The 20,935-nt window shown below is 66.6% G+C and carries 20 protein-coding genes and 1 tRNA gene; 12 read left to right on the top strand and 9 right to left on the bottom strand.

Features of this window, described 5'->3' with window-relative positions:
• Positions 1–79: 79 nt before the first annotated feature.
• The 8 genes from aroA (at position 80) to U1839_RS12695 (ending at position 6,851) form a co-directional block, all read left to right on the top strand.
• Positions 80–1,405, top strand: coding sequence for a 3-phosphoshikimate 1-carboxyvinyltransferase (aroA, locus tag U1839_RS12660; RefSeq protein WP_332803977.1), 1,326 nt, complete (start codon positions 80–82; stop codon positions 1,403–1,405).
• A gap of 7 nt (positions 1,406–1,412) precedes the next feature.
• Positions 1,413–2,036, top strand: coding sequence for a (d)CMP kinase (locus tag U1839_RS12665; RefSeq protein ID WP_332803978.1), 624 nt, complete (start codon positions 1,413–1,415; stop codon positions 2,034–2,036).
• Positions 2,037–2,186: 150 nt separating this feature from the next.
• Complete coding sequence (locus U1839_RS12670; RefSeq protein WP_281127763.1) at positions 2,187–2,315, top strand: hypothetical protein; 129 nt, start codon at positions 2,187–2,189, stop codon at positions 2,313–2,315.
• Positions 2,299–4,023: a 30S ribosomal protein S1 gene (rpsA, locus tag U1839_RS12675; protein ID WP_281127764.1), complete on the top strand. Its 1,725-nt coding sequence runs from the start codon at positions 2,299–2,301 to the stop codon at positions 4,021–4,023. The genes U1839_RS12670 and rpsA overlap by 17 nt, the downstream gene beginning before the upstream one ends.
• 214 nt (positions 4,024–4,237) lie before the next feature.
• A complete protein-coding gene (ihfB, locus tag U1839_RS12680) occupies positions 4,238–4,516 on the top strand; it encodes an integration host factor subunit beta (RefSeq protein ID WP_281127765.1) in 279 nt (92 codons plus the stop codon).
• Between the two features lie 51 nt (positions 4,517–4,567).
• Positions 4,568–4,654, top strand: a tRNA-Leu gene (locus tag U1839_RS12685).
• Between the two features lie 66 nt (positions 4,655–4,720).
• Complete coding sequence (locus U1839_RS12690; RefSeq protein WP_332803979.1) at positions 4,721–5,863, top strand: DNA alkylation repair protein; 1,143 nt, start codon at positions 4,721–4,723, stop codon at positions 5,861–5,863.
• A 388-nt stretch (positions 5,864–6,251) separates the two neighbouring features.
• A complete protein-coding gene (locus tag U1839_RS12695) occupies positions 6,252–6,851 on the top strand; it encodes a cell wall hydrolase (protein WP_332803980.1) in 600 nt (199 codons plus the stop codon).
• A 1-nt stretch (position 6,852) separates the two neighbouring features.
• Here the strand turns inward: U1839_RS12695 and U1839_RS12700 are convergent, their stop codons facing one another.
• From U1839_RS12700 to U1839_RS12715, 4 genes are read right to left on the bottom strand one after another with little or no spacing between them, the layout of a single operon-like run.
• Positions 6,853–7,173: a hypothetical protein gene (locus U1839_RS12700; protein WP_332803981.1), complete on the bottom strand. Its 321-nt coding sequence runs from the start codon at positions 7,171–7,173 to the stop codon at positions 6,853–6,855.
• A 10-nt stretch (positions 7,174–7,183) separates the two neighbouring features.
• The gene (locus U1839_RS12705) at positions 7,184–8,596 is read right to left on the bottom strand and encodes an MBOAT family O-acyltransferase (RefSeq protein WP_332803982.1); all 1,413 of its coding nucleotides are present in this window, start codon (positions 8,594–8,596) and stop codon (positions 7,184–7,186) included.
• 27 nt (positions 8,597–8,623) lie between these two features.
• Positions 8,624–9,946 (bottom strand): GDSL-type esterase/lipase family protein, encoded by a 1,323-nt coding sequence (locus tag U1839_RS12710; RefSeq protein ID WP_332803983.1) that lies wholly within the window; start codon positions 9,944–9,946, stop codon positions 8,624–8,626.
• Entirely contained in the window at positions 9,943–10,935 is a 993-nt protein-coding gene (locus tag U1839_RS12715; protein WP_332803984.1) for an SGNH/GDSL hydrolase family protein, read from the bottom strand. Before U1839_RS12715 ends, U1839_RS12710 begins: the two co-directional genes overlap by 4 nt.
• Before the next feature lie 183 nt (positions 10,936–11,118).
• Between U1839_RS12715 and U1839_RS12720 the strand changes: the two genes are divergently transcribed.
• Positions 11,119–12,606 carry an ABC transporter substrate-binding protein gene (locus U1839_RS12720; protein ID WP_332803985.1) on the top strand — a complete coding sequence of 496 codons (1,488 nt, stop codon included), beginning with the start codon at positions 11,119–11,121 and terminating at the stop codon, positions 12,604–12,606.
• Between the two features lie 7 nt (positions 12,607–12,613).
• Positions 12,614–13,048 carry a DUF4112 domain-containing protein gene (locus tag U1839_RS12725; RefSeq protein ID WP_443030610.1) on the top strand — a complete coding sequence of 145 codons (435 nt, stop codon included), beginning with the start codon at positions 12,614–12,616 and terminating at the stop codon, positions 13,046–13,048.
• 245 nt (positions 13,049–13,293) lie between these two features.
• Here U1839_RS12725 and U1839_RS12730 read toward each other — a convergent pair whose 3' ends face one another.
• The gene (locus U1839_RS12730; protein WP_332803987.1) at positions 13,294–14,016 is read right to left on the bottom strand and encodes a ribonuclease T2 family protein; all 723 of its coding nucleotides are present in this window, start codon (positions 14,014–14,016) and stop codon (positions 13,294–13,296) included.
• 13 nt (positions 14,017–14,029) lie between these two features.
• Positions 14,030–14,926 (bottom strand): carboxylating nicotinate-nucleotide diphosphorylase, encoded by an 897-nt coding sequence (gene nadC, locus U1839_RS12735; protein WP_332803988.1) that lies wholly within the window; start codon positions 14,924–14,926, stop codon positions 14,030–14,032.
• A 144-nt stretch (positions 14,927–15,070) separates the two neighbouring features.
• On the opposite strand from nadC, the gene U1839_RS12740 reads away from it, so the two are divergent.
• On the top strand, positions 15,071–16,858 hold the full coding sequence (locus tag U1839_RS12740; RefSeq protein ID WP_332803989.1) for a DUF885 domain-containing protein: 1,788 nt from the start codon (positions 15,071–15,073) through the stop codon (positions 16,856–16,858).
• Positions 16,859–16,868: 10 nt separating this feature from the next.
• Positions 16,869–17,696: a prolipoprotein diacylglyceryl transferase gene (lgt, locus tag U1839_RS12745; protein ID WP_332803990.1), complete on the top strand. Its 828-nt coding sequence runs from the start codon at positions 16,869–16,871 to the stop codon at positions 17,694–17,696.
• On the opposite strand, the gene U1839_RS12750 is transcribed toward lgt, so the two are convergent.
• The 3 genes from U1839_RS12750 to nadA are packed head-to-tail and all read right to left on the bottom strand — an operon-like array spanning position 17,676 to position 20,916.
• Entirely contained in the window at positions 17,676–19,064 is a 1,389-nt protein-coding gene (locus tag U1839_RS12750) for a glycoside hydrolase family 47 protein (RefSeq protein WP_332803991.1), read from the bottom strand. The two genes, lgt and U1839_RS12750, sit on opposite strands and share 21 nt — an antisense overlap.
• Positions 19,061–19,891 carry a hypothetical protein gene (locus U1839_RS12755; RefSeq protein WP_332803992.1) on the bottom strand — a complete coding sequence of 277 codons (831 nt, stop codon included), beginning with the start codon at positions 19,889–19,891 and terminating at the stop codon, positions 19,061–19,063. The genes U1839_RS12750 and U1839_RS12755 overlap by 4 nt, the downstream gene beginning before the upstream one ends.
• 23 nt (positions 19,892–19,914) lie before the next feature.
• On the bottom strand, positions 19,915–20,916 hold the full coding sequence (nadA, locus tag U1839_RS12760; RefSeq protein ID WP_332803993.1) for a quinolinate synthase NadA: 1,002 nt from the start codon (positions 20,914–20,916) through the stop codon (positions 19,915–19,917).
• Positions 20,917–20,935: the final 19 nt, after the last annotated feature.

Raw genomic sequence — 20,935 nt, forward strand, 5'->3', positions numbered from 1 at the left:
GTGGATGTTTCGCGGGTCTAAATCGCAAAGTGGGGCGCGCCTTGCCATAGCGCAAGCGCACTGTCAAAGCGCCCGCACCATGCCCCACCCCGCCGCCGCCCCGTTCGAAATCGCTCCCGCGACATGCCTGTCGGGTCGGGTCACGGTGCCCGGCGACAAGTCGATCAGCCACCGCGCGCTGATGCTGTCGGCACTCGCGGTCGGTGAAAGCCGGGTCGAAGGGTTGCTCGAGGGCGAGGATGTCCTCGCCACGGCAGCGGCGATGCGGGCCATGGGGGCGTCGATCGAGCGCGACGGCAACGGCACCTGGCATATCCACGGCGTCGGCGTTGGCGGCCTGTTGCAGCCCGAAGCAGCGCTAGACATGGGCAATTCCGGCACCTCAACCCGGCTTCTGATGGGTCTTGTCGCCAGCCACCCGATCACCGCCACCTTTATCGGTGACGCTTCGCTGTCGCGGCGGCCGATGGGCCGCGTGATCGAGCCGCTTAGCCGCATGGGTGCCGACATTACCGCAAGCCCGGGCGGCCGCCTGCCGCTGATGCTGCGCGGCCTGACGCCGGCGATCCCGATCGAATATACATTGCCGGTCGCCTCCGCCCAGGTGAAGTCGGCAATCCTGCTGGCGGGGCTCAACACGCCCGGCATCACCCGCGTGATCGAACCCGTCGCAACCCGCGACCATAGCGAACGCATGCTCGCCGGGTTCGGCGCGACCCTGACGGTCGAACAAACCAACCACGGACGCGTGATCTCGATCTCCGGCGAGGCCGAACTCCAGCCGCAACATATCGTCGTCCCCGGCGACCCCTCGTCCGCCGCCTTCTGGGCGGTCGCAGCGTCGATCGTGCCGGGATCCGACCTCGTCATCGCCAATGTCGGCATGAACCCGACACGCACCGGCCTGTTCGCCGCACTGCGTTTGATGGGCGCCGACATCACCGAGCTTGACCAGCGCGTCGTTGGCGGCGAGCCCGTCGCCGACCTGCGCGTCCGCCACGCCGCGCTGCGCGCGATCGAGGTGCCGCATGATCTCGCGCCGAGCATGATCGACGAATATCCCATCCTGTTCGTCGCCGCCGCGCTCGCCCAGGGCCGCACCGTTGCGCGCGGCGCGCACGAACTGCGCGTCAAGGAATCGGATCGCATCGCGACGATGGCCGCCGCGCTGGCCGCGATCGGCGTGCCGGTCGAGGAATTCGAAGACGGCCTGGCAATCACCGGCAGCGGCGGCGATCTCCTGCCCGGCGGCGGTCATGTCGCCTCGCAGCTCGACCACCGTATCGCGATGAGCATGGCGATCGCCGGACTGGTCTGCCGCGCCGCGCTGACGATCGACGACGTTTCGCCGATTGCGACGAGTTATCCGGTCTTTCTTGAAACACTCGCGGCACTACGGAATTGATGCAGGCATGATCATCGCTGTCGACGGACCCGCCGCGTCGGGCAAAGGCACCATCGCCAAGGCGTTGGCGAAACATTATGGCTTGCCGCATCTCGACACCGGCCTGCTGTATCGCGCGGTGGGCGAGAATGTGCGGCGGCTCGAGCTCAATCCCGAGATCGAGGCCGATGCGGTGGCGGCATGCGACTTCGACGACAGCCTGCTGCTCGATTCCACCTTGCGCAGCGACGAGGTCGGCAAGCTTGCCTCGATCGTCTCGGCGCATCCGCTGGTGCGCGCCGCGCTGCTGCATCGCCAGAAGCGCTTCGCGCGCCTGCCCGGCGGCGCGGTGCTCGACGGGCGCGACATCGGCACGGTGATCGCGCCCGATGCCGACGCCAAGCTGTTCGTCCGCGCAACCCCGACGATTCGCGCCAAGCGCCGCCATGCGGAGCTGCGTGCGCGCGGATCGACTGTCAGCCTCGACCGGGTGCTCGCCGATATCCGCGCCCGCGACCAGCGCGATTCGATGCGCGCCACGGCGCCCATGGTCCCGGCCGCGGATGCCGCGCTGCTCGACACCAGCTTCCTGTCGATCGAGGCATCGATCCAGCGCGCCATCGCCATCGTCGAGGCGCGGCGCCGCCACTAGCCGCGGCCGGCGCCCGAAAACACTCGCCAACCTTGCCTTTCGGCCGCGATGGCGCTAAAGGCGCGCGGTCCAGCGAGCGGTGCTCGTGGAGGAAGGCGCGGAAGGCTTGCCCTCTCGCGCCCTTTTCGCATTTTCACGACGCGTTCCTCCATGCTGCCGATCGAGGGATGCCGTGGCCGGCATACGGCCTCCACGGCGTTCAAGGCCAAGACCGCCGGAGACAACCGGCTGGCCGGAAACATGATGCAGGAACCTGATCCTTATGGCCTCAACGGCTAACCCCACGCGCGACGATTTCGCGAAACTGCTCGAACTGACCCTTGGTGACGCTGACGGCTTCGAAGGCCGCGTCGTAAAGGGCACCGTCACCGGTATTGAAAACGACATGGCCGTGATCGACGTCGGCCTAAAGTCGGAAGGCCGCGTGCCGCTGCGCGAATTCGCCGCGCCGGGCCAGAAGGCCGATCTCAAGGTCGGTGACGAAGTCGAGGTCTATGTCGACCGCGTCGAGAATGTGCACGGCGAAGCGATGCTGTCGCGCGACCGCGCCCGCCGCGAAGCCGCCTGGGACAAGCTCGAAACCGAATTCGCCAAGACCGCCCGCGTCGAGGGTGTCATCTTCGGCCGCGTCAAGGGCGGCTTCACCGTCGATCTCAACGGCGCCGTGGCGTTCCTGCCCGGCTCGCAGGTCGATATCCGCCCGGTGCGCGACGTCACCCCGCTGATGGACATCCCCCAGCCCTTCCAGATCCTCAAGATGGACCGCAAGCGCGGCAACATCGTCGTCTCGCGTCGCGCGATCCTCGAAGAGACCCGCGCCGAGCAGCGTTCGGGCCTCATCCTGAGCCTCGCCGAGGGCCAGATCATCGACGGCGTGGTCAAGAACATCACCGATTACGGTGCGTTCGTTGATCTCGGCGGCATCGACGGCCTGCTCCACGTCACCGATCTCAGCTACAAGCGCGTCGGCCACCCGAGCGAAGTGCTCAACATCGGCGACACGGTCCGCGTCCAGATCATCCGCATCAACAAGGACACGCAGCGTATCTCGCTCGGCATGAAGCAGCTCGAGAGCGATCCGTGGGAAGGCGCCGCCGCCAAGTATCCGGTCGGTGCGAAGCTGTCGGGCCGCGTCACGAACATCACCGAATATGGTGCGTTCGTCGAGCTCGAGGCCGGCATCGAGGGCCTGGTTCACGTCTCGGAGATGAGCTGGACCAAGAAGAACGTCCATCCCGGCAAGATCGTCTCGACCTCGCAGGAAGTCGAAGTCGTCGTGCTCGAGGTCGATCCCGACAAGCGCCGCATCTCACTCGGCCTCAAGCAGGCCCATGCCAATCCGTGGGAAGCCTTTGCCGAGGCACACCCGGTCGGTTCGACCGTCGAGGGCGAAGTCAAGAACGCCACCGAGTTCGGCCTGTTCATCGGTCTCGACAACGACGTCGACGGCATGGTCCACATGTCCGACATCGCCTGGGGCATCTCGGGCGAAGACGCGCTCAACCTGCATCGCAAGGGCGAGACGGTTAAGGCCGTGGTGCTCGACATCGACGCCGAGAAGGAGCGTATCTCGCTCGGCATGAAGCAGCTCGAGCGCGGCGGCCCGTCGGCCGGCGTGGCGGCTGCCGGCAGCAGCGGCGGTGCAGCCGGCCTCAACAAGAACGCGGTTGTCACCGTTACCGTGCTCGAGGTTCGCGAAGCGGGTCTCGAAGTGCAGGTCGGCGACGATGGCGCGACCGGCTTCATCAAGCGCACCGATCTCGGCCGCGACCGCGACGAGCAGCGTCCGGAGCGTTTCCAGGTCGGCCAGAAGTTCGACGCGATGGTCACCGGTTTCGACCGTTCGAAGAAGCCGACCTTCTCGATCAAGGCGATGCAGATCTCCGAAGAGAAGCAGGCCGTCGCGCAGTACGGCTCGTCCGACTCGGGCGCGTCGCTCGGCGACATCCTTGGCGAGGCGCTCAAGGCGCGCGAAACCAAGAAGTGAGGCGATCATTCGGGTGACGGCGGCGACGCCGTCACCCGAATTGGTTACCCAGAATGAGGTTCTTAACCTGAATTGATTTCGATTCGGTGCTATCCTGTGGCAAGCCCTCTTGTAGGAAATGACCGATACGGGCATTTCTCGGGTCGTGAAGATAGGGCGACTGGTGTCTGACAAGTGATAACACTGCAGACCAAAGAGTGGAGTCGAAGATAAGATGATCCGATCAGAGCTTGTTCAGAAGATTGCCGACGAGAATCCCGATCTCGCGCTGCGCGACGTCGAGGCGATCATCACCACCTTTTTCGACGAGATTTCGCGCCGGCTGTCGAGCGGCGGCCGCGTCGAATTGCGCGGCTTCGGCGCCTTCTCCACCCGGGCACGCGATGCCCGCACCGGGCGCAACCCGCGCACGGGCGAAGTGGTCGATGTCGACGCCAAGCGCGTCCCCTATTTCAAGCCCGGCAAGGAAATGCGGCTTCGGCTCAACGTCTGACGCTTCGTCGCGCTTGACGCGCGGCGCGGGTTACGCTTCTCGTCACGTCATGCGGACGTGGCGAAACCGGTAGACGCAGGAGACTTAAAATCTCTCTCCCGCAAGGGAATGCGGGTTCGAGTCCCGCCGTCCGCACCAGCACTCGCCGGCAATGCGCCGATGACGACGAGAGAACCGGCCTCGCGCTGACGAAAGCGCTCTGACATGAACGATGTGGCTGATCGGGACACGACCGCGGCACCGGCCTCCGCGCCGGCGCTGAAAGAAATTTTCAACGCCGTCCGCATCAGGCATATCGCCGCTGAGACCGCCGCGATATTTGCCGGTTTCGATAGCGAGACTTTCGTCGATCTCTGCCTCGACGGGATCGACGGGCTATCGCTGATGGCGCGGCTCCGTCGCGTAACCGAAGCCCTTCATGCTACCCTGCCCGGCGACTATCGCACCGCGCTCGACATCCTTCATCGCCTCGCGCCACGGCTAGACAGCGCCTTCGTCACGATGGTGCTGCCCGACTATGTCGCGCTCTATGGCCAGGACGACTTCGGTAAATCGATGGCGGCATTGAAGTACTTCACCGTTTTCGGTTCATCGGAATTTGCGGTGCGGCATTTTCTTCGACGCGAGCCGGCGCGCAGCCTCGCGGTCATGGAACGCTGGGCGCGCGACGACAACGACCATGTGCGTCGCCTCGCCAGCGAAGGCAGTCGCCCGCGCCTGCCCTGGTCGTTCAAGCTCGATTCGGTCATCGCCGACCCGGCGCTTACATGGATCATCGTCGATAGCCTGAAGGCCGATCCCAGCCGCTACGTGCGAAAATCCGTCGCCAACCACCTCAACGACATCGCCAAGGATCATCCGGACTGGGTGCTCCAGCGTATCGAAGGCTGGCCGCTCGATGATCCCGCGACGGGCTGGATAGCGCGTCATGCGCTGCGCACGCTGGTCAAGCGCGGCAACCAACGCGCCCTGGCGATCCTCGGTGCGGAAAGCGCACCACAGGTCGAAGTCGGGACCTTCACCGTCACGCCCCGATCGATCCAACTGGGCGATAGCATCACGCTCACGATCGATCTTCAATCCACCGCCCCGACGGACCAGCGCCTCGTGGTCGACTATGCCATACACTATATCAAAAGCTCCGGCGCACCTTCGCCAAAGGTGTTCAAGCTGAGAACGATCGATCTCGCGCCGGCCGAGGTGCGCACGCTCACCCATCGACAGGTGGTCCGCGATTTCACCACGCGAAAGCACTTTCCCGGCCGCCACCGGATCGACCTGTTGCTCAACGGGCGGGTCGTCGCTGAAGCGGATTTCCACCTGCAGCCGGTTGCGAAGACGCCGTAACGCGAGCCGATCGGGCTGCGCTTTGGCGCCTCGCCGCCACGAGCGAGCAGGCCCCGCTGTGACCTGTGGGACTGGCCTCACGCGTCCGTGGCGGGGGCGACACCCCATATCTAGCGGCTAGGCGGTGAAACTGACCCCGCCGATGGTCTCTGACGGTTTATATCCTCGTTTCATCCCGGGACCGTAACGGTTCGTCGCGCTTGCTTTGCTTTTATTAACCCGCGCCAACATAGGCCCGCGCTCATCCCGGCCGTTGGGACATAACCGAACCAATAACAGGTTTCCGGCGGCAAGACGTGGGGCAAGTCGGAGCGCACCGGTGATTTTGGCGCGACGATGAGCCTCTGCGCATGGTCCGAGGTTTTTGGTGCTACCCCATCGTCGTTTTGTGTTTACGCTCGTTGCTACCGCAGCCGCGATTCCCACGCTTGCTGCTTCCGCTCCGGCCCAGCAGCTGATCGCTCCCGCGATCGCGCAGACCCCGGAAACGCCGTCTACCCAGACCGCGCCGACGCCCGCCGTCGAAACCGCAACCCTTTCCACCCCGACCGACGAGGTCGTCGCTGCCAATGCGCAGCCCGACGACGCCGAGCTGCGTCCCGCGGTCGCGCCGGCCGAACAGACCGCCGCGATCGAATGCATCGCCAAGGTCGTCCGTCATGAGGCCGCCAACCAGTCGACCCGCGGCCAGCTCGCCGTCGCGCAGCTGATCATCAACCGCACCCGCGCCGGCAGCCGCTTCGGCCACACGCCCTGCGCCGTGGTCAATCAGCCCGGCCAGTTCTTCAACACCAACAGCTATAACCCGGATCGCACCAGCGGTGCCTGGACGCGCGCTGTCGAGGTGTCGCGCGATGCGGTTCAGCATCGCAGCCCGGAGGTCACGCCCGGCGCGCTGTTCTATCACGCCGCCTATCAGGCGCCGCCGCGCTTCTTCCGCACGCGTCAGCGCGTCGCGGTGCTCGGCGATCATATCTTCTACCGCTGAGTCATTCTTTCGTCAGCGGCGCGGCAACCGGCTCCTGGCCGGGGAAGCGCGCCGCCTCGAGCTTCTTCCACACCATATGAACACCCTTGCGGGCCGCACCCAGACCGGTGCGGTCCGTAAAGGCGCGCCAGCGATCGGCGATGTTGACGAAGCGCTCGACCGCGGGGCCCGGTGTCATCTCCGCGCCCCATTCGGCGATCGTCACCGCATTGGTCAGCAACAGCCCAAGCGACGCGATGGCGACGATCGCGGTCGTCCAGCGCAACGCGTGCCCGTCAGGCGGCGGGGCGTCGGGCAGATCGACGGGAAAATCGTGCAACATCGGTCGTCCCTCAAAAGCGATAATAGATGAAGGGCGCGACGCCTTCGAAACGCATCGCGTCGATCAGCAGCATCACGACGATCAACGCCGCCCCCGCCTGCCACGCCGGCAGCGCGCGGAAACGGATCGCGGTCTCCCCCAGCCAGCGTTGCGGCGCAGCATGGATGGCGAGGCCCAAGCCAATCAGCAGGATGATCAACGGCGTCGCGGTCACCGCCATCGGCCCGCGCCAAGGCGTCAGCATGCCCCCGAGATAGGTCATCGCGTCGCCAAAGCTTGGCGCGCGGAAAAATATCCACGCCAGCAGCACGACATGGAAGGTGATCAGCAGCCTTGCCCAGTCGGGCAACGGCTTGTGCTCCTTCGGCGCATGGCTGGTCCAGTAGCGCTCGATCGCCAGCACGCCGCCATGAATGCCGCCCCAGATGACGAAGGTCCAGTTGGCGCCGTGCCATAGCCCGCCGAGCAGCATCGTCAGCATCAGGTTGCGATAGGTCCTGGCCTCGCCGCCGCGGCTGCCGCCCAGCGCCTCGATATAGAGATAGTCGCGCAGCCACTGCGACAGGCTCATATGCCAGCGCCGCCAGAAATCCTGCAGCGACAGCGCGCGATAGGGCTGGTTGAAATTGCGCGGGAAGCGATAGCCGAACAGCGCCGCCAGCCCGATCGCCATGTCGGAATAGGCCGAGAAATCGCAGTAGATCTGCACCGCATAGCCATAGGCCGCGATCAGCAGATCGAACGACGAATGCGCTGTCGGATCGGCGAACACCGGATCGACGAAGTTGACTGCCAGTTCCGAGGCGACGACCGCCTTCTTGAACAGGCCCCACATGATCAGCAGCAGCGCCATCGACACCATCGAGCGGTCGAGCTTGGGCTTGTGCTGAAACTGCGGCACCAGATCGGCGGCGCGCACGATCGGCCCGGCGACGAGATGCGGGAAGAACGACATCAGCAGCAGGATGTCGAGCAGCCGCGCCGCCGGCACACGCGCACGATAGACGTCGATGACGTAGGAAATGCCCTGGAAGGTGAAGAAGGAAATGCCGATCGGCAGCACGACCTGCAGCACCGGAATGTCGCGGGCAAAGCCCAGCATCGTCAGCGTCGCGGCGAGCTGCGTGGTGAAGAAGTCGAAATATTTGAAGAAGCCGAGCACCAGCAGGTTGAGCGCGACCCCGCCCAGCAGCAACGCCTTGCGGTGCGCGGCAAACCCGGGATGGTCGAGCCCGCGCGCGATCGCCCAATTGCCCAGCGCCGAGAAAATCAGCAGCGGCACGAAGCGCCAGTCCCACGCGCCGTAGAAATACCAGCTCGCCACGAGCAGCAGCAGCTTGCGCCACTCGTTCGACGGCGCCGACCAGACGACCGCGAAGACGACGAGAAAGAACAACCCGAAGGTCAGCGTCGGAAAAAGCATCAGCGGCCCCCGCCCCGCACCGTCATGTCAGCGTGGGCTCGCCAGCGCGGCGTCGAGATCGGCCTGCAGCCGCCGCGCGATCTCGCGACCGCCCAGCGTCTTGAAATGCACATAGTCGCCGCGCATCAGCGGCTCTGCCCGCTGCACCCAGTCGCGCGCGGCACATGGGCCGCCCATGCTGGCCTGCCAGTCCCAGAAGGCCACGCCCATGTCCGCCGCCACCCGCCGCTGGATCCGGCGCACATCCGCGAGCGCCGGCGGCGCAAACAGCGGTGCCTTGGCCGCGGGGGCCGCGCCGTCGCCGGGCAAGGGCTGGACCATCGCGTCGCTCGGCAGCGGCGCGGCAAGGAACGCCGGCGCCGCTTCGCACTCGAGCGGCAGACCGGGCGCATTGCCACGCAGCGCCGCATTGCGCGTCAGCGAGTCCGGTGCCCCGAACATCAGCATCGGCGCGCCACCCGAGAGCAGCCGCAACCGCGCGATCTGGGCGCGCAACGTCGCCTCATAGGAAACCGCATCGAAACGCGGCGAGAACCCTTCATTGGTGCCGAACGCCAGCACGATCAGGTCGGGGGCGTAGGTCGTCATTTCCTCGGCGATCACGATGTCGTCGGCGCGCGCGAAATGCATCAGCTGCGATCCGACCACGCCGACATTGGACAGCACCACGCCACCCTTGCCGCTGCGAAAGGTTGCCCAGGAGGTCAGCGTCAGCCCGGGGATTTCGGCCGTGACGTCGATTGCGCCGTGCATCGTCGCGCTGTCGACGCTGCGGCACATCGGGCGCACGTCGGGCGCGGTGAAATCGATCCGGCTGGTCTCGGCGCCGTCGAAGCGCAGCGTCACGCCGCCGGCATTGGGGCCGCCGATCGCGCACAGCACGAAGCGGTCGAACATCGTCGCGCTGCTGTCGGCGCGCAGCGTCATGCTCGCATCGGGGCGATTGGCGATCATGCTGAAGCCCGCCACGCCGAGCATCGGCCGCGGCGCGGCCGCGCTCTTGCCGAAGGTCGCGCCGATCGTCCAGCCAACCGACATTGTCGCGGTCACGCCCCGCGTGAGATAGCCGTCATAGGGCCGCCCCGGCGCGAGCACGCCGCGTCCGCCGACGCCGTAGCGCGCCTGCAGCAGGTCGCGCCAGGCGCCGGTCACGGCATCGCCGGCGGTGTGGCTGTCGCCGATCTGGAGAATATGGACCGCGGGACCCTGGCCCCGGCGCGCGGCGGCCAGCTTGCTGAATATCGGAGCCAGCCGCTCGCCGTCGCAAACCGGGCCGACACAGCGTGCCGCCAGTGCCGGTGCGGGCACCAGCGCGGCAAACGCGGCGATCATCAGCGGGATATGTTTCATGCAGGCTTCTTCTTGGTCGGCTGCACCGGTGGGGCAACGCCGGCCATGGTGCGCACCGTGCCGACATAATTGCGGATCCGCGCCGCGAGATCGCGCGTAATCCATATATAGCCGGTCATCGACATATGGATACCGTCGCCGACGCGGATCAGCGTACGCTTGCCGTCGCGCGGATCGTCGAGATAGGGCGTGAACTGGCCATGCGCGTCCGACGATACGGGTCGGCTGTCGAGAAACGGCACGCCGAGCCGGTCCATCTGCGCATGATAGAAGTCGTTGATCGCGGTGACGTCGCGATCGAGGCCCGGATCTCGCATTCGCGGCAGACCGACCCAATAGACCAACGCCTTGTGCGCCCGCAAAATCCCGACATAGCGTTCGATCCGACCGCCCAGCTGCTGCTGCCACAGCGGCCCCATAAAGGGCGCATAATGCCCTTCCGGGGTGATGATGCCCTGCGCATCGTTGGCGCCGAACGAAATCACCGCAATGTCGAGCGTGTTCGATCCGAGCTGCTCGGCGAGATGTTTTTCGAGATTGAGGCTCTTGTAGCGCGTGAAGCCGGTCGCCTCCTGGCCGTAATCGGCGACCTCATAGCCGGCCTTGCTCGGCAACTGGCTGAGCAGGCCCGACCACACCCCCTTGCCGAAACTGTCGCCGAACACGCCGATCCGCACCCGGCCGCCGACCGCCGCCGTGCTGGTCAGTTGCTGGCGTAGCTGGAAGGATGGCGCGCATCGCTCGGCAAAGCTCGCCTCGGCGTTCGCCGGCATCGCCGCGACCACCGGAGCGGGATGCGCGGGAACCGCCGCCGCGGCGGCCGACGAGGAACCGCTGTCGCCATGAAACGCGAACCCGATCGCCGTGCCGACGAACACGCCGATCAGCAGGACGGCGGCGCGATCCAGCCCGAGCGTGAGCGGCGCATGGGTGCGCGCGAACTGGCCCAGAAAGACGCCGCATTCGCGAAGAAACTCAAAAACTCGCATACAGCCCCGCCATGCGCCGCACTGTGCGCGATCGAAAAACAACCCTGTCTGAATGCCCCCGCAATCCAACTGTATGCGGCACCGAATCGGCTGTCCATATGACCGGCGGGCTCCCGAAAAATTCTTTTTTTGCGCGCTGGCTGGCAGGTGGCGCGTCCCGACGGTCGATGGCAGGATGGCGCCATGGCCCTGCCCTTCCCTTTCTTCACGACATGGCGCGCGACGAAGGCAGCCGGCGCGCTGATGATCGCCATGTTCGCGCTGACGAACTGCGACCGGCGCCCCGATGAGGGTCCGGTGGTGGTCAGCGCGATCGGCGGCACGATTGGCTTTTCCGATCCGGCGCGCGGCCCGCTTCCCGATGGCGATCGGCTGCTGCTCGGCGCCACCGCGCAGGGGCTGGTGGGCTTCGACGAGGGCGGCCAGGTCGTACCCGGACTGGCGCAAAGCTGGATCGTGTTCGATCACGGCATGAGCTACCTGTTCCGCCTGCGCGACGCCGAATGGGACGATGGCGACAAGGTCACCGCCGAAGAGGTCGTTGCGGCGCTGCGGCGGCAGATCGCACCGGGCTCGCGCAATGCCTTGCTGCCCTATCTCAGCGCGATCGATCAGATCGTGGTGCGCACCCCCGAGGTGCTCGAGATCGAGCTTAAACGCCCGCGCCCGGACTTGCTCAAGCTGTTCGCCCAGCCCGAACTTGCGCTCTTCCGTGTCCGCAAGCCCGGCGGCAGCGGGCCGTTCCGCGTAGCGGCTGGCCACCGCAGCGACCATCTCCTGCTGCGCCCGGCCTTTGATCCGCACCGCTCGCCCGACGACGATGTCGCCGAGCCGGGGCCGCAGGACAATGTCGAACTGATCGGCGAACGCGCCGCGCGTGCTATTGCGCGCTTCGCGATGCGCCAGTCGGATCTCGTGTCGGGCGGCACCGCCGCCGACTGGCCGTTGGTCAACGTCGCCGGGATCGCCCCGGCCAACCGCCGCATCGATCCCGCCGTCGGGCTGTTCGGCTGGGCGATCGTCGACCGCAGCGGCTTCCTTGCCGCGCCGGCCAACCGTGCCGCGATCGCCCGGACGATCGACCGCCAGGCGATTGCCGGCGCGTTCCTCAACACCTGGCAGGTCACGACGCAGATCCTGCCCGAAGCGCTCGATTCGGCCGCCCCCCCGGCCCAGCCGGGATGGGCGGGCGCTGCGACGCCGACCGCGCCCGATCCCGTCGCCGCGTGGCGCGCCGCGCATCCCGGCGACCTGCGCCTGCGCCTTGCGGTGCCGCATGGCCCGGGCGGCACATTGCTCTTCGGGCTGACCGCCGCTGGGCTGCGCCGGATCGGCATCGCGGCCGACCGGGTCGACTGGGATGCGCCGGCCGACCTTCGCCTGATCGATGCGGTCGCCCCCTATGACAGCGCGCGTTGGTATCTCGCCACTGCCTGCCAGCTGTGCAGCGACGAAGCCATGGCAGCGCTCGACGGTGCGCGCGACGCGCCGACCATGGCCTTGCGCGCCCAGCACCTCGCCGAAGCCGACGCCGCGCTGGCGGCGGACGTGGCCTATATTCCCCTTGCGCAACCGTTACGCTGGTCGCTCGTTTCATTGCGTCTGAAACAGTGGCAACCCAACGCCCGCGCCTGGCACCCATTGAATCGCCTGCGCGGCATCGCCAATTGAGGTAATGATGAGCAACCGCGCGACCCGCATCGAACCCGACACACTCGACCGGCTGGGCAGCTTCGTGCCGACCGGTCGCGATCCCGCCTCGGTACGCAAGCGGATCGAGGCGATGGAGCATCTGCTCGAGGGCCTCTTCAAGATCCCCGGCACCAACTACAAGATCGGGCTCGACGTGCTGCTCGACCTGATCCCGGTCGGCGGCGACGTGATCGGCTCGCTAATGGGTGCGTGGATGGTGTGGGAAGCGCGCAATCTCGGCATGTCGAAAATGCAGATGGCGCGCATGTTCGGCAATGTCGGGGTCGACTTCCTGCTCGGCCTGATCCCGGTCGTCGGCGCCGTGCCGGATGCGCTGTTCCGCTCGAACTCGCGCAACCTCAAGATCATCAAGCGCCACCTCGACAAGCACCATCCCGCGACAGCGCTGATCGAGAATTGATCGCCCGTCGAATCCGGCCGATCGCGCTTAACTTCTCTTCCCTTCCCCGGCGAAGGCCGGGGTCCAGTTGGGAGAGGCGGCGGCGGGCGTTGACGCGCATCATTTCCGCCATCCGGACTGAGCCTCGGCCTTCGCCGGGGAAGCCAGATCAGCCAGAAGGGAAGTCGGTTAACGCGATTTCGCAATGGGCACGGCGCATCACCCGCCCTTGACCGGCAGAGCTCACGAAACGACCCGCCGCAAGCCTAGCGCGCCTTGGGTCCGCGCCAGATCTTGATCGCGCTATTGCCCGGCACGCCGCCCGTCCCTGCCTTGCACCGCTCATAGGCGAATTGCTTGTCGAGGCAGAGCCACAGCTCGTCGAGCCACCCCTTGGCATTCTTCGTCACGCGGATCGCGCTTGCCGGGAGCCCGGGATTGGCGGAGGCGATCGCGTCGGCGAGCTTGCCCGCGGTGACCGGACCACGCGACAGCGCATCCATGTCGGGGAATTTGAGCTTGGCGAACATCCCCGTCGAGCGCGCAAAATAGGCCTCGGGGGTGGTCTGCATGCAGGTGCCGTGCTTGGCCCATTCGTGCTGCAGGAGCTGCACCGACGGCGTCGAACAGACATGCTGGCGGATCAACTTCTCGGGCAGCAGCGGCGTCGCCGCGCAATATTGCGGCCACTCCTTGCCGATCCCGTCAGGCCACAGGCCGTGCAGCGTGAAGCCGAAACGGTTGCCGCTGCCGCATTCGATTCTGGCGCCGGGGTCGCGGGCATGGGCGTGGCAGAATTCGGGCGCCCAGGTCAGCGCGAGGGTATAGCCGCCGATCGGCAGGACGCGCTGCGGTTCGCTCGCCGAAGCGATATCGGGCCGCGGCCGCGTCAGCGTGGCCGGCGCCGCGCAACTGAGCGTCTGCGCCTGCGCCACCACAGGCAACAGCAGTGCCGTCAAAACCGTTCCGAAAACCGCGCTCCGTCGCATCGCCCGCTCCCCGTCAGATCGTTTTGAAATCGAGGCCGATATCGGCCGCCGGCGCCGACTGCGTCAGCCGCCCGACGCTGACAAAGGTCACCCCCGTCTCGGCAATGGCGCGGATCGTGTCGAGCCGCACCCCGCCCGACGCCTCGGTCGGCACGCGCCCGCCGACCAGCGTCACCGCGCCGCGCAAGGTCGGCGGGTCCATATTGTCGAGCAGCAGATGCGTCGCGCCCGCCGCCAGCGCCGGCTCGATCTGGTCGGTGCGGTCGACCTCGACGATGATCCGCGCGATCCCCGCCGCCTTCGCCCGCGCCACCGCCTCGGCGACGCCACCGGCGACCGCGACATGATTGTCCTTGATCATCGCCGCGTCCCACAGCCCCATGCGGTGGTTGGTCGCGCCGCCCATCCGCGTCGCATATTTCTCCAGCACGCGCAGGCCGGGAATGGTCTTGCGCGTATCGAGCAATGTCGCGCTGCTGCCGAGCATGCGGTCGGCATATTGCCGCGTCAGCGTCGCGATGCCCGACAGATGCTGCACCGTATTGAGCGCCGAACGCTCGGCGGTGAGCAGCGCGCGCGCATTGCCCTCCAGCCGCATCAGGTCGGTGCCGGCCGCGACGCGTGCGCCATCCTCGACCAGCCGCTCAATTTTCACTGCCGGAACGAGCCGGCGGAAGAACGCCTCGGCGATCGGCAGCCCGGCAACGGTGATCGCATCGCGACTGTCCATCACGCCGGTGAAGCGCGCGTCCGCCGGGATCACCGCCGCGGAGGTAATGTCGCCCGCCTCGCCCAGGTCCTCGGCGAGTGTCGCGCTGACAAAGGCCTCGACATCGAAGCCGGGCAGGTCCCACCCCGCGGTGAGTTCCGAACCGCGATGGCGTTCTTCGATCGTGATTCCCGGAGCCATTTCGTGCCCTTGTCGATGAGGTCGCCGTGATGGCACAAAAACGGAACACATGGCAATCGTCCAGTGCGACGGCGCGTGCCATGGCGGATTACCGGCGGGATGGCTACACCACCACCGACAATCGCAAAAACGGGGTCCCTTTCGATGCGTTTCGCCCTCGCCCTGCTGGCCGGAAGCTCGCTGCTGCTCGGCGCGGCCGCGCCCGTCGCTTCGCGCACCGTTGCCGCCCGGCCGGCCAGCGCCGAGGCGCGCTTCGCCGCGATCGGCCAGCGCTATGTGCGGGGCATCGCGCGTTTCGCGCCGTCGAGCGGCACGACACTGGGCGACCACCGCTTCGACAACCTGCTCGACGAGGTCTCTGCGGCGGGGCGTGCGCGCCTGCTGGCGCACGACAAGGCGCTGCTCGCCGTGCTCGCCGGCATCGATCGCAAGGCGCTCAGCCGCGAAAGCCAGGTCGATGCCGCATTGCTCGACAATGCGCTGCGCTACCGGATCTGGCAGATCGAGACGCTGCGCAGCTGGTCATGGGATCCGCAGATCTACAACGGCATCGCCGGTGGCGCGCTGTACGGCCTCGCCGCGCGCGACTTCGCGCCCTGGCCGCAACGCCTCAGGGCGGCGACCGCGCGGATGGAGGCGATGCCCGCCTTCCTCGCCCAGGCCCGCGCGCAGATCGTGCCGGCGCGCGTTCCCGCGATCTACGCAACGACCGTGGCGAAGCAGAACAGTGGCGTGGTCGACATTGCCGAGACGATGCTCGCGCCGCATGCCGACACGCTGAGCGCGCCCGACCGCCAGCGCTTCACCTCCGCGCTCGCGACGCTGAAGCGCGCCGTCGCCGAGCATCAGCACTGGCTCGATACGGTACTGGTCCCGCAGGCTAAGGGAGAGCTTCGCCTCGGCGCCGAGCGCTACGACCAGAAGATGAAGTTCGCTTTGGTCTCGACGCTCAGCCGGCAGGAGATCAAGGCCCGCGCCACCGCCGCCGTCACCGAGACCCGCGCACAGATGTACGCGCTGGCCCGCCAGGTGCTCGCTGGCAAACCCGACGCCCCCGCCTTGCCCGACCTACCGAGCGATGCGCAGCAACAGGCCGCGATCGAGGCGGCACTGGCGCTGAGCTATCGCGAGCGTCCCGCCCGCGACGGCGTGGTGGCCAAGGCGCGCGCAACGCTCGCCCAGGCGACCGACTTCGTCCGCGCCAAGGGGCTGGTGTCGGTGCCCGACAGCCCGGTGAAGATCATCACCATGCCCAAGTTCCGCCAGGGCGTCGCGGTCGCCTATTGCGACGGCCCCGGCGCGCTCGAACGGCAGCTCGACACGCTGTTCGCCATCTCGCCGATCCCCGACGAGTGGAGTGAGGCGCAGGCGACCTCGTTCCTGAGCGAATATAACGACTATATGATCCAAGACCTCAGCATCCACGAGGCGATGCCGGGGCACTACCTCCAGATCGCGCACGCCAACCAGAACCACAGCGTGCTGCGCGCGGTGCTGTCGTCGGGGCCGTTCGTCGAAGGCTGGGCGGTCTATGCCGAGGGCATGATGGCCGATGCCGGCTACATGAACGGCGATCCGCTGTTCAAACTGACGGTGCTCAAGATGCGGCTGCGCTCGATCACCAACGCGCTGCTCGACATCGGCATCCACACCGAGGGCATGACGCGCGAGCAGGCGATGGAGCTGATGACGAAGACCGCCTTCCAGCAGGAGCGCGAGGCGGCCGGCAAATGGACGCGTGCGAGCCTCGGCTCGACCCAGCTGCTCAGCTACTTCACCGGTTATGCCGAGCACATGGCGATGCGCGACGAGGCCAAACGCCGGTTCGGCGCGCGCTTCGACCTCAAGATCTATAACGACGCCGTCCTTGCCCATGGCTCGCCGCCCGCGCGCTTCGTGCGCGAACTGGTGTTCGATCTGCCGATCGGCTGAGACAGGGAAGATGATGATCGACATTGCCGCCGCGGCGTCCGCGCTGAACTACGACCACATGCACCTGTCGCCGATCGCGCTCGATCTCGGCGTGGTGCAGATCCGCTGGTACGCGCTGAGCTATATCGCGATGATCGTGCTCGGCTGGTGGTATCTCGGCAAGCTGCTGACCCGCTCGGGCGCGCCGATGGCGAAGCGCCATGTCGACGACCTCGTCTTCTACGTCACGCTCGGCGTCATCCTCGGCGGCCGGATCGGCTATACGCTGTTCTACCAGCCCGGGCTGTGGGCGCACCCGCTCGACGTGTTCAAGCTGTGGCAGGGCGGCATGTCGCTCCATGGCGGCTTTCTCGGCGTGATCCTCGCACTGTGGCTCTTCGCGCGGCGCCACCAGCTCTCGCTGCTGCGCGTCTGCGACTATGTCGCCTGCGCCACGCCTTTCGGGCTGATCCTCGTGCGCCTCGCCAACTTCGTCAACGGCGAGCTGTGGGGCCGCCCCAGCACGTTGCCCTGGGCGGTGATCTTCCCCGACACGCATGACGGCATCCCGCGGCACCCGAGCCAGCTCTATGAGGCGGCGCTCGAAGGCGGGCTGTCGATGATCGTCCTCCTCTATCTCTTCTGGCGCACCGACGCGCGGCTCAAGCCGGGGCGGCTGCTCGGCACCGGCCTGTTGATCTACGGCTGCGCGCGCTTCGCGTTGGAGTTCGTCCGCCAGCCCGACGCCGGCCTCGAACATCTGTGGTGGGGCCTGACGATGGGCCAGACGCTCAGCATCCCGCTGGTACTGGCCGGGCTCTATTTCCTCGTTCGCTCGTCAACGGCGAAAGCCCAGTAGCACATTGCCCTCGGTCGACAGATAGTTGCGCTGGTAGTCGAAGCGCGGGGCGTCGCTGAACAGCAGCCAGTAATATTTCATCTGCTCGGACCACCAGTAACCCGGGCAATGATCGGCCTGCGCCTTGGTCGTCACATCGGCCATGTCGGCATAGCCATGCGCCGCCTTGTTCCAGCGCTTCATCGCCAGATAATGCGCGCGCCCGAGCATCCGCCATTCGAGCCTGCGGTCGAGCAGCCAGTGATTGAACGCGGCATCGACCAGTTCGGGGCGCAGCGCGTTGGTTACCGAGGTCGGCTTGCCGGTGGCGAAATCATAGCCTTCGGGCAGGATGCCGAACTGCGCCTGCACGCTCGCCCAGGCGCGCGTATAGGCCGCGCCCGTAGCCCCCGCCCCGCCCTGCGCCAGCAGCCCGCCATAGAAGGAGGCGAGCTCGTCCTGCTCGCTCGACAGCGGCGCGCCGGTTTCGAAATCGACATCGACCAACCACAGCTGCCCCTTCGCCCTGACCAGCTGATGGCGCAGGATCGCGACGGTGCAGCTGTCGTACATCGCCTTGCACTCGACATCGCCGAACAGCTGCCAGCCATCCCACAGATATTCGTAATAGCTGTTCGACGGCGGCCCGATCGTCGCGCGGCGGCTCAGCCATGCGCCGGTCGTCGCGTCGATCTTGTCGGCGAGCAGTCCGATCTTCGAGCGCCGTGCATACATCGCGACCAACGCGCGCTTGGCGACATCGCCATAACGCGGGTCGCCGGTCAGCCGGCTGAGCGTGCCGTACTCCGGGAGATAGGTCCCGACCTCGGCCGGGTTGGTCGCCGGGTCGCGCTGCGCGCCGGTCTTCAGGTTGATGTAGCGATACGGCATGCCGGTCGGTGTATCGAAGGCCGGCAGCAGGCGATCAGCCAGGTCGCGCGCCTTGGCCAGCAGTACCGGATCACCACAGGCATGATGCGCCGACAGCAGCCCGCCGACCAGCCGGATCGAGGTCTCGAACACCGACACCTCGCCGTCGACCGCGAAATCGGCCTGTGCCTTCACCCGGCCGAGCGCCTCGGCGAATTCGGCGTCGAGCCCCATCACCCACAAGGTGTCCATCGCCTCGATCAGCGACAGGCCGAGATGCGCGGTCTTGAGCGGGAAGCTCTCATTGCCGCCCGACACCGGCATGATCTGGTCCTTGCCCCAGGCGAGCCGGCGATACTCCCCCCACGCCCAGCGCATCTCGCCGCGCACGTCTTCGGCCAACGCGTGCCAGTCGACCCGGTCGCCCTTGCCGGCAAAGGCGGGCCCCGCGGCGATCAGCGCCGCCGACGCGATCGCACCGCGTCGGGTAAGGCCTGCGGCTTCGCGGCGCGACGTCACCGCTTGCCACCGGCCGATGTCGTTCCGATCGCTTTCCGATCACATGGCTCGTCCGTCGCGCTCTTTTCAAAACGCCATTTCCCGCCGGTGCTGATCACCCGGAAGTAGCGCCTGGACAGGCCGGCCATCACCGCGTCGAACGTGTTGAGGTCGGTAAGATCCCTCATGGCGGCCGCATAGACGTCGGAAGGGATCGACGAAAAAGCGACGCACCGATTGCCCTGCCAACCTTCGCTTTGCCACAATGCGCCGCGCGGCACGGCATCGGAAGCGAAAGCGGCGCGTATCACGGTCCGGTCGGGCATCACCTCCCAAATACCGATCGCGTCGAAATCGCCTTCCATGTCACCTTCCGGGACGAGCTGCACCGAGGCCAGCATCGTGCCATCCTCGGAGAAATCGGGGGCGTCGCCCGTTTCGATATCGATCTGGCCGACCCGGTCGATGAGACGATAGCCGAAAGCTTCGAAACCGCGGTGATAAAATCCCAGAAACCGTTTGTTATATGACCGGAAATCCGTGGCCTCGCCGACAAGTTCGCCGAGCTCCACGCAGACCGGTTTCTGGCCGAGACTCTGGATGGTCATCACCCGCCGCGTTGAACTGACGATATTCCGGTACGCACGCGGGATCGACAAAGGCGCAGACAGTGGCACCGCGTAATGCGGGTCATTCCTGGCCAGATGCGGTTCCGGGCACGTCTGGCGTGTGACTGTCGTTCCGGCAACCAATGTCGGGGCGGCTGTCGGTCGCGAACGGGCCGCGACTACGCCCGGCTTGCCTTGCTCGGCCTTGCCGGAGCCACAGCCCGTCGCCAGCGCCGCCACCGAAATCAGGGCCAGCCCCGCTCTCAATCCCCCGTTACCTTCACCGGGCCGAGGTCGCCCATGCCGACCGTGCCGCCGGCCATCGCGAGCATCGCATCGAGGCTCTTCTTGGCCTTGAGCCGCAGCCCCTCCTCGATTTCGACGCGCGGCGTCAGGTCGCGCAGCGCGAGGTAGAGCTTCTCCAGCGTGTTGAGCGCCATGTACGGGCAGATGTTGCAGTTGCAGTTGCCGTCGGCGCCGGGCGCGCCGATGAACAGCTTGTCGGGCACCGCCTTTTCCATCTGGTGGATGATGTGCGGCTCGGTCGCGACGATCACCACCTTGGACGGGCTGGCCTTGGCATAGGCAAGGATGCCGCTGGTCGAGCCGACATAATCGGCATGGTCGAGGATCACCGGCGGGCATTCGGGGTGCGCGGCGATCGGCGCATCCGGGTACTGCGCCTTGAGCTTCATCAGCTCGGTCTCGCTGAACGCCTCGTGGACGATGCACACGCCCGGCCACAACAGCATCTCGCGCCCGGTCTTGCGCACCAGATAGCCGCCGAGATTGCGGTCGGGGCCGAAGATGATCTTCTGGTCCTTGGGGATCTGCGACAGGATCTTCTCGGCCGACGAGCTGGTGACGATCACGTCGCTCAGCGCCTTCACCTCGGTCGAGCAGTTGATATAGGTCAGCGCGATGTGATCGGGATGCGCGGCGCGGAACGCGGCGAACTTGTCGGGCGGGCAGCTGTCCTCGAGGCTGCACCCGGCATCCATGTCGGGCAGCACGACGATCTTCTCGGGGCTGAGAATCTTGGCCGTCTCGGCCATGAAGCGCACGCCGCAAAAGGCGATGACATCGGCATTCGTCGCCTGCGCCTTGCGACTGAGGTCGAGGCTGTCGCCGACGAAATCGGCGAGGTCCTGGATTTCGGGCTTCTGGTAATAATGCGCTAGGATGACGGCATTGCGCTCCTTGCGCAGCCGGTCGATTTCGGCGCGCAGGTCGAGGCCGGTGAGGTTCTGGGCAATCGCAGTCATATCGGGTCTCCCGTTGCGC

The sequence above is a fragment of the Parasphingomonas halimpatiens genome, from assembly GCF_036663795.1.
Lineage (GTDB): Bacteria > Pseudomonadota > Alphaproteobacteria > Sphingomonadales > Sphingomonadaceae > Sphingomonas.

Coding starts and splice junctions, on each gene's coding strand:
- aroA (WP_332803977.1), top strand. CDS start 80: ATGCCCCACCCCGCCGCCGCCCCGTTCGAAATCGCTCCCGCGACATGC.
- U1839_RS12665 (WP_332803978.1), top strand. CDS start 1,413: ATGATCATCGCTGTCGACGGACCCGCCGCGTCGGGCAAAGGCACCATC.
- U1839_RS12670 (WP_281127763.1), top strand. CDS start 2,187: ATGCTGCCGATCGAGGGATGCCGTGGCCGGCATACGGCCTCCACGGCG.
- rpsA (WP_281127764.1), top strand. CDS start 2,299: ATGGCCTCAACGGCTAACCCCACGCGCGACGATTTCGCGAAACTGCTC.
- ihfB (WP_281127765.1), top strand. CDS start 4,238: ATGATCCGATCAGAGCTTGTTCAGAAGATTGCCGACGAGAATCCCGAT.
- U1839_RS12690 (WP_332803979.1), top strand. CDS start 4,721: ATGAACGATGTGGCTGATCGGGACACGACCGCGGCACCGGCCTCCGCG.
- U1839_RS12700 (WP_332803981.1), bottom strand. CDS start 7,173: ATGTTGCACGATTTTCCCGTCGATCTGCCCGACGCCCCGCCGCCTGAC.
- U1839_RS12705 (WP_332803982.1), bottom strand. CDS start 8,596: ATGCTTTTTCCGACGCTGACCTTCGGGTTGTTCTTTCTCGTCGTCTTC.
- U1839_RS12710 (WP_332803983.1), bottom strand. CDS start 9,946: ATGAAACATATCCCGCTGATGATCGCCGCGTTTGCCGCGCTGGTGCCC.
- U1839_RS12715 (WP_332803984.1), bottom strand. CDS start 10,935: ATGCGAGTTTTTGAGTTTCTTCGCGAATGCGGCGTCTTTCTGGGCCAG.
- U1839_RS12720 (WP_332803985.1), top strand. CDS start 11,119: ATGGCCCTGCCCTTCCCTTTCTTCACGACATGGCGCGCGACGAAGGCA.
- U1839_RS12725 (WP_443030610.1), top strand. CDS start 12,614: ATGAGCAACCGCGCGACCCGCATCGAACCCGACACACTCGACCGGCTG.
- U1839_RS12730 (WP_332803987.1), bottom strand. CDS start 14,016: ATGCGACGGAGCGCGGTTTTCGGAACGGTTTTGACGGCACTGCTGTTG.
- nadC (WP_332803988.1), bottom strand. CDS start 14,926: ATGGCTCCGGGAATCACGATCGAAGAACGCCATCGCGGTTCGGAACTC.
- U1839_RS12740 (WP_332803989.1), top strand. CDS start 15,071: ATGCGTTTCGCCCTCGCCCTGCTGGCCGGAAGCTCGCTGCTGCTCGGC.
- lgt (WP_332803990.1), top strand. CDS start 16,869: ATGATGATCGACATTGCCGCCGCGGCGTCCGCGCTGAACTACGACCAC.
- nadA (WP_332803993.1), bottom strand. CDS start 20,916: ATGACTGCGATTGCCCAGAACCTCACCGGCCTCGACCTGCGCGCCGAA.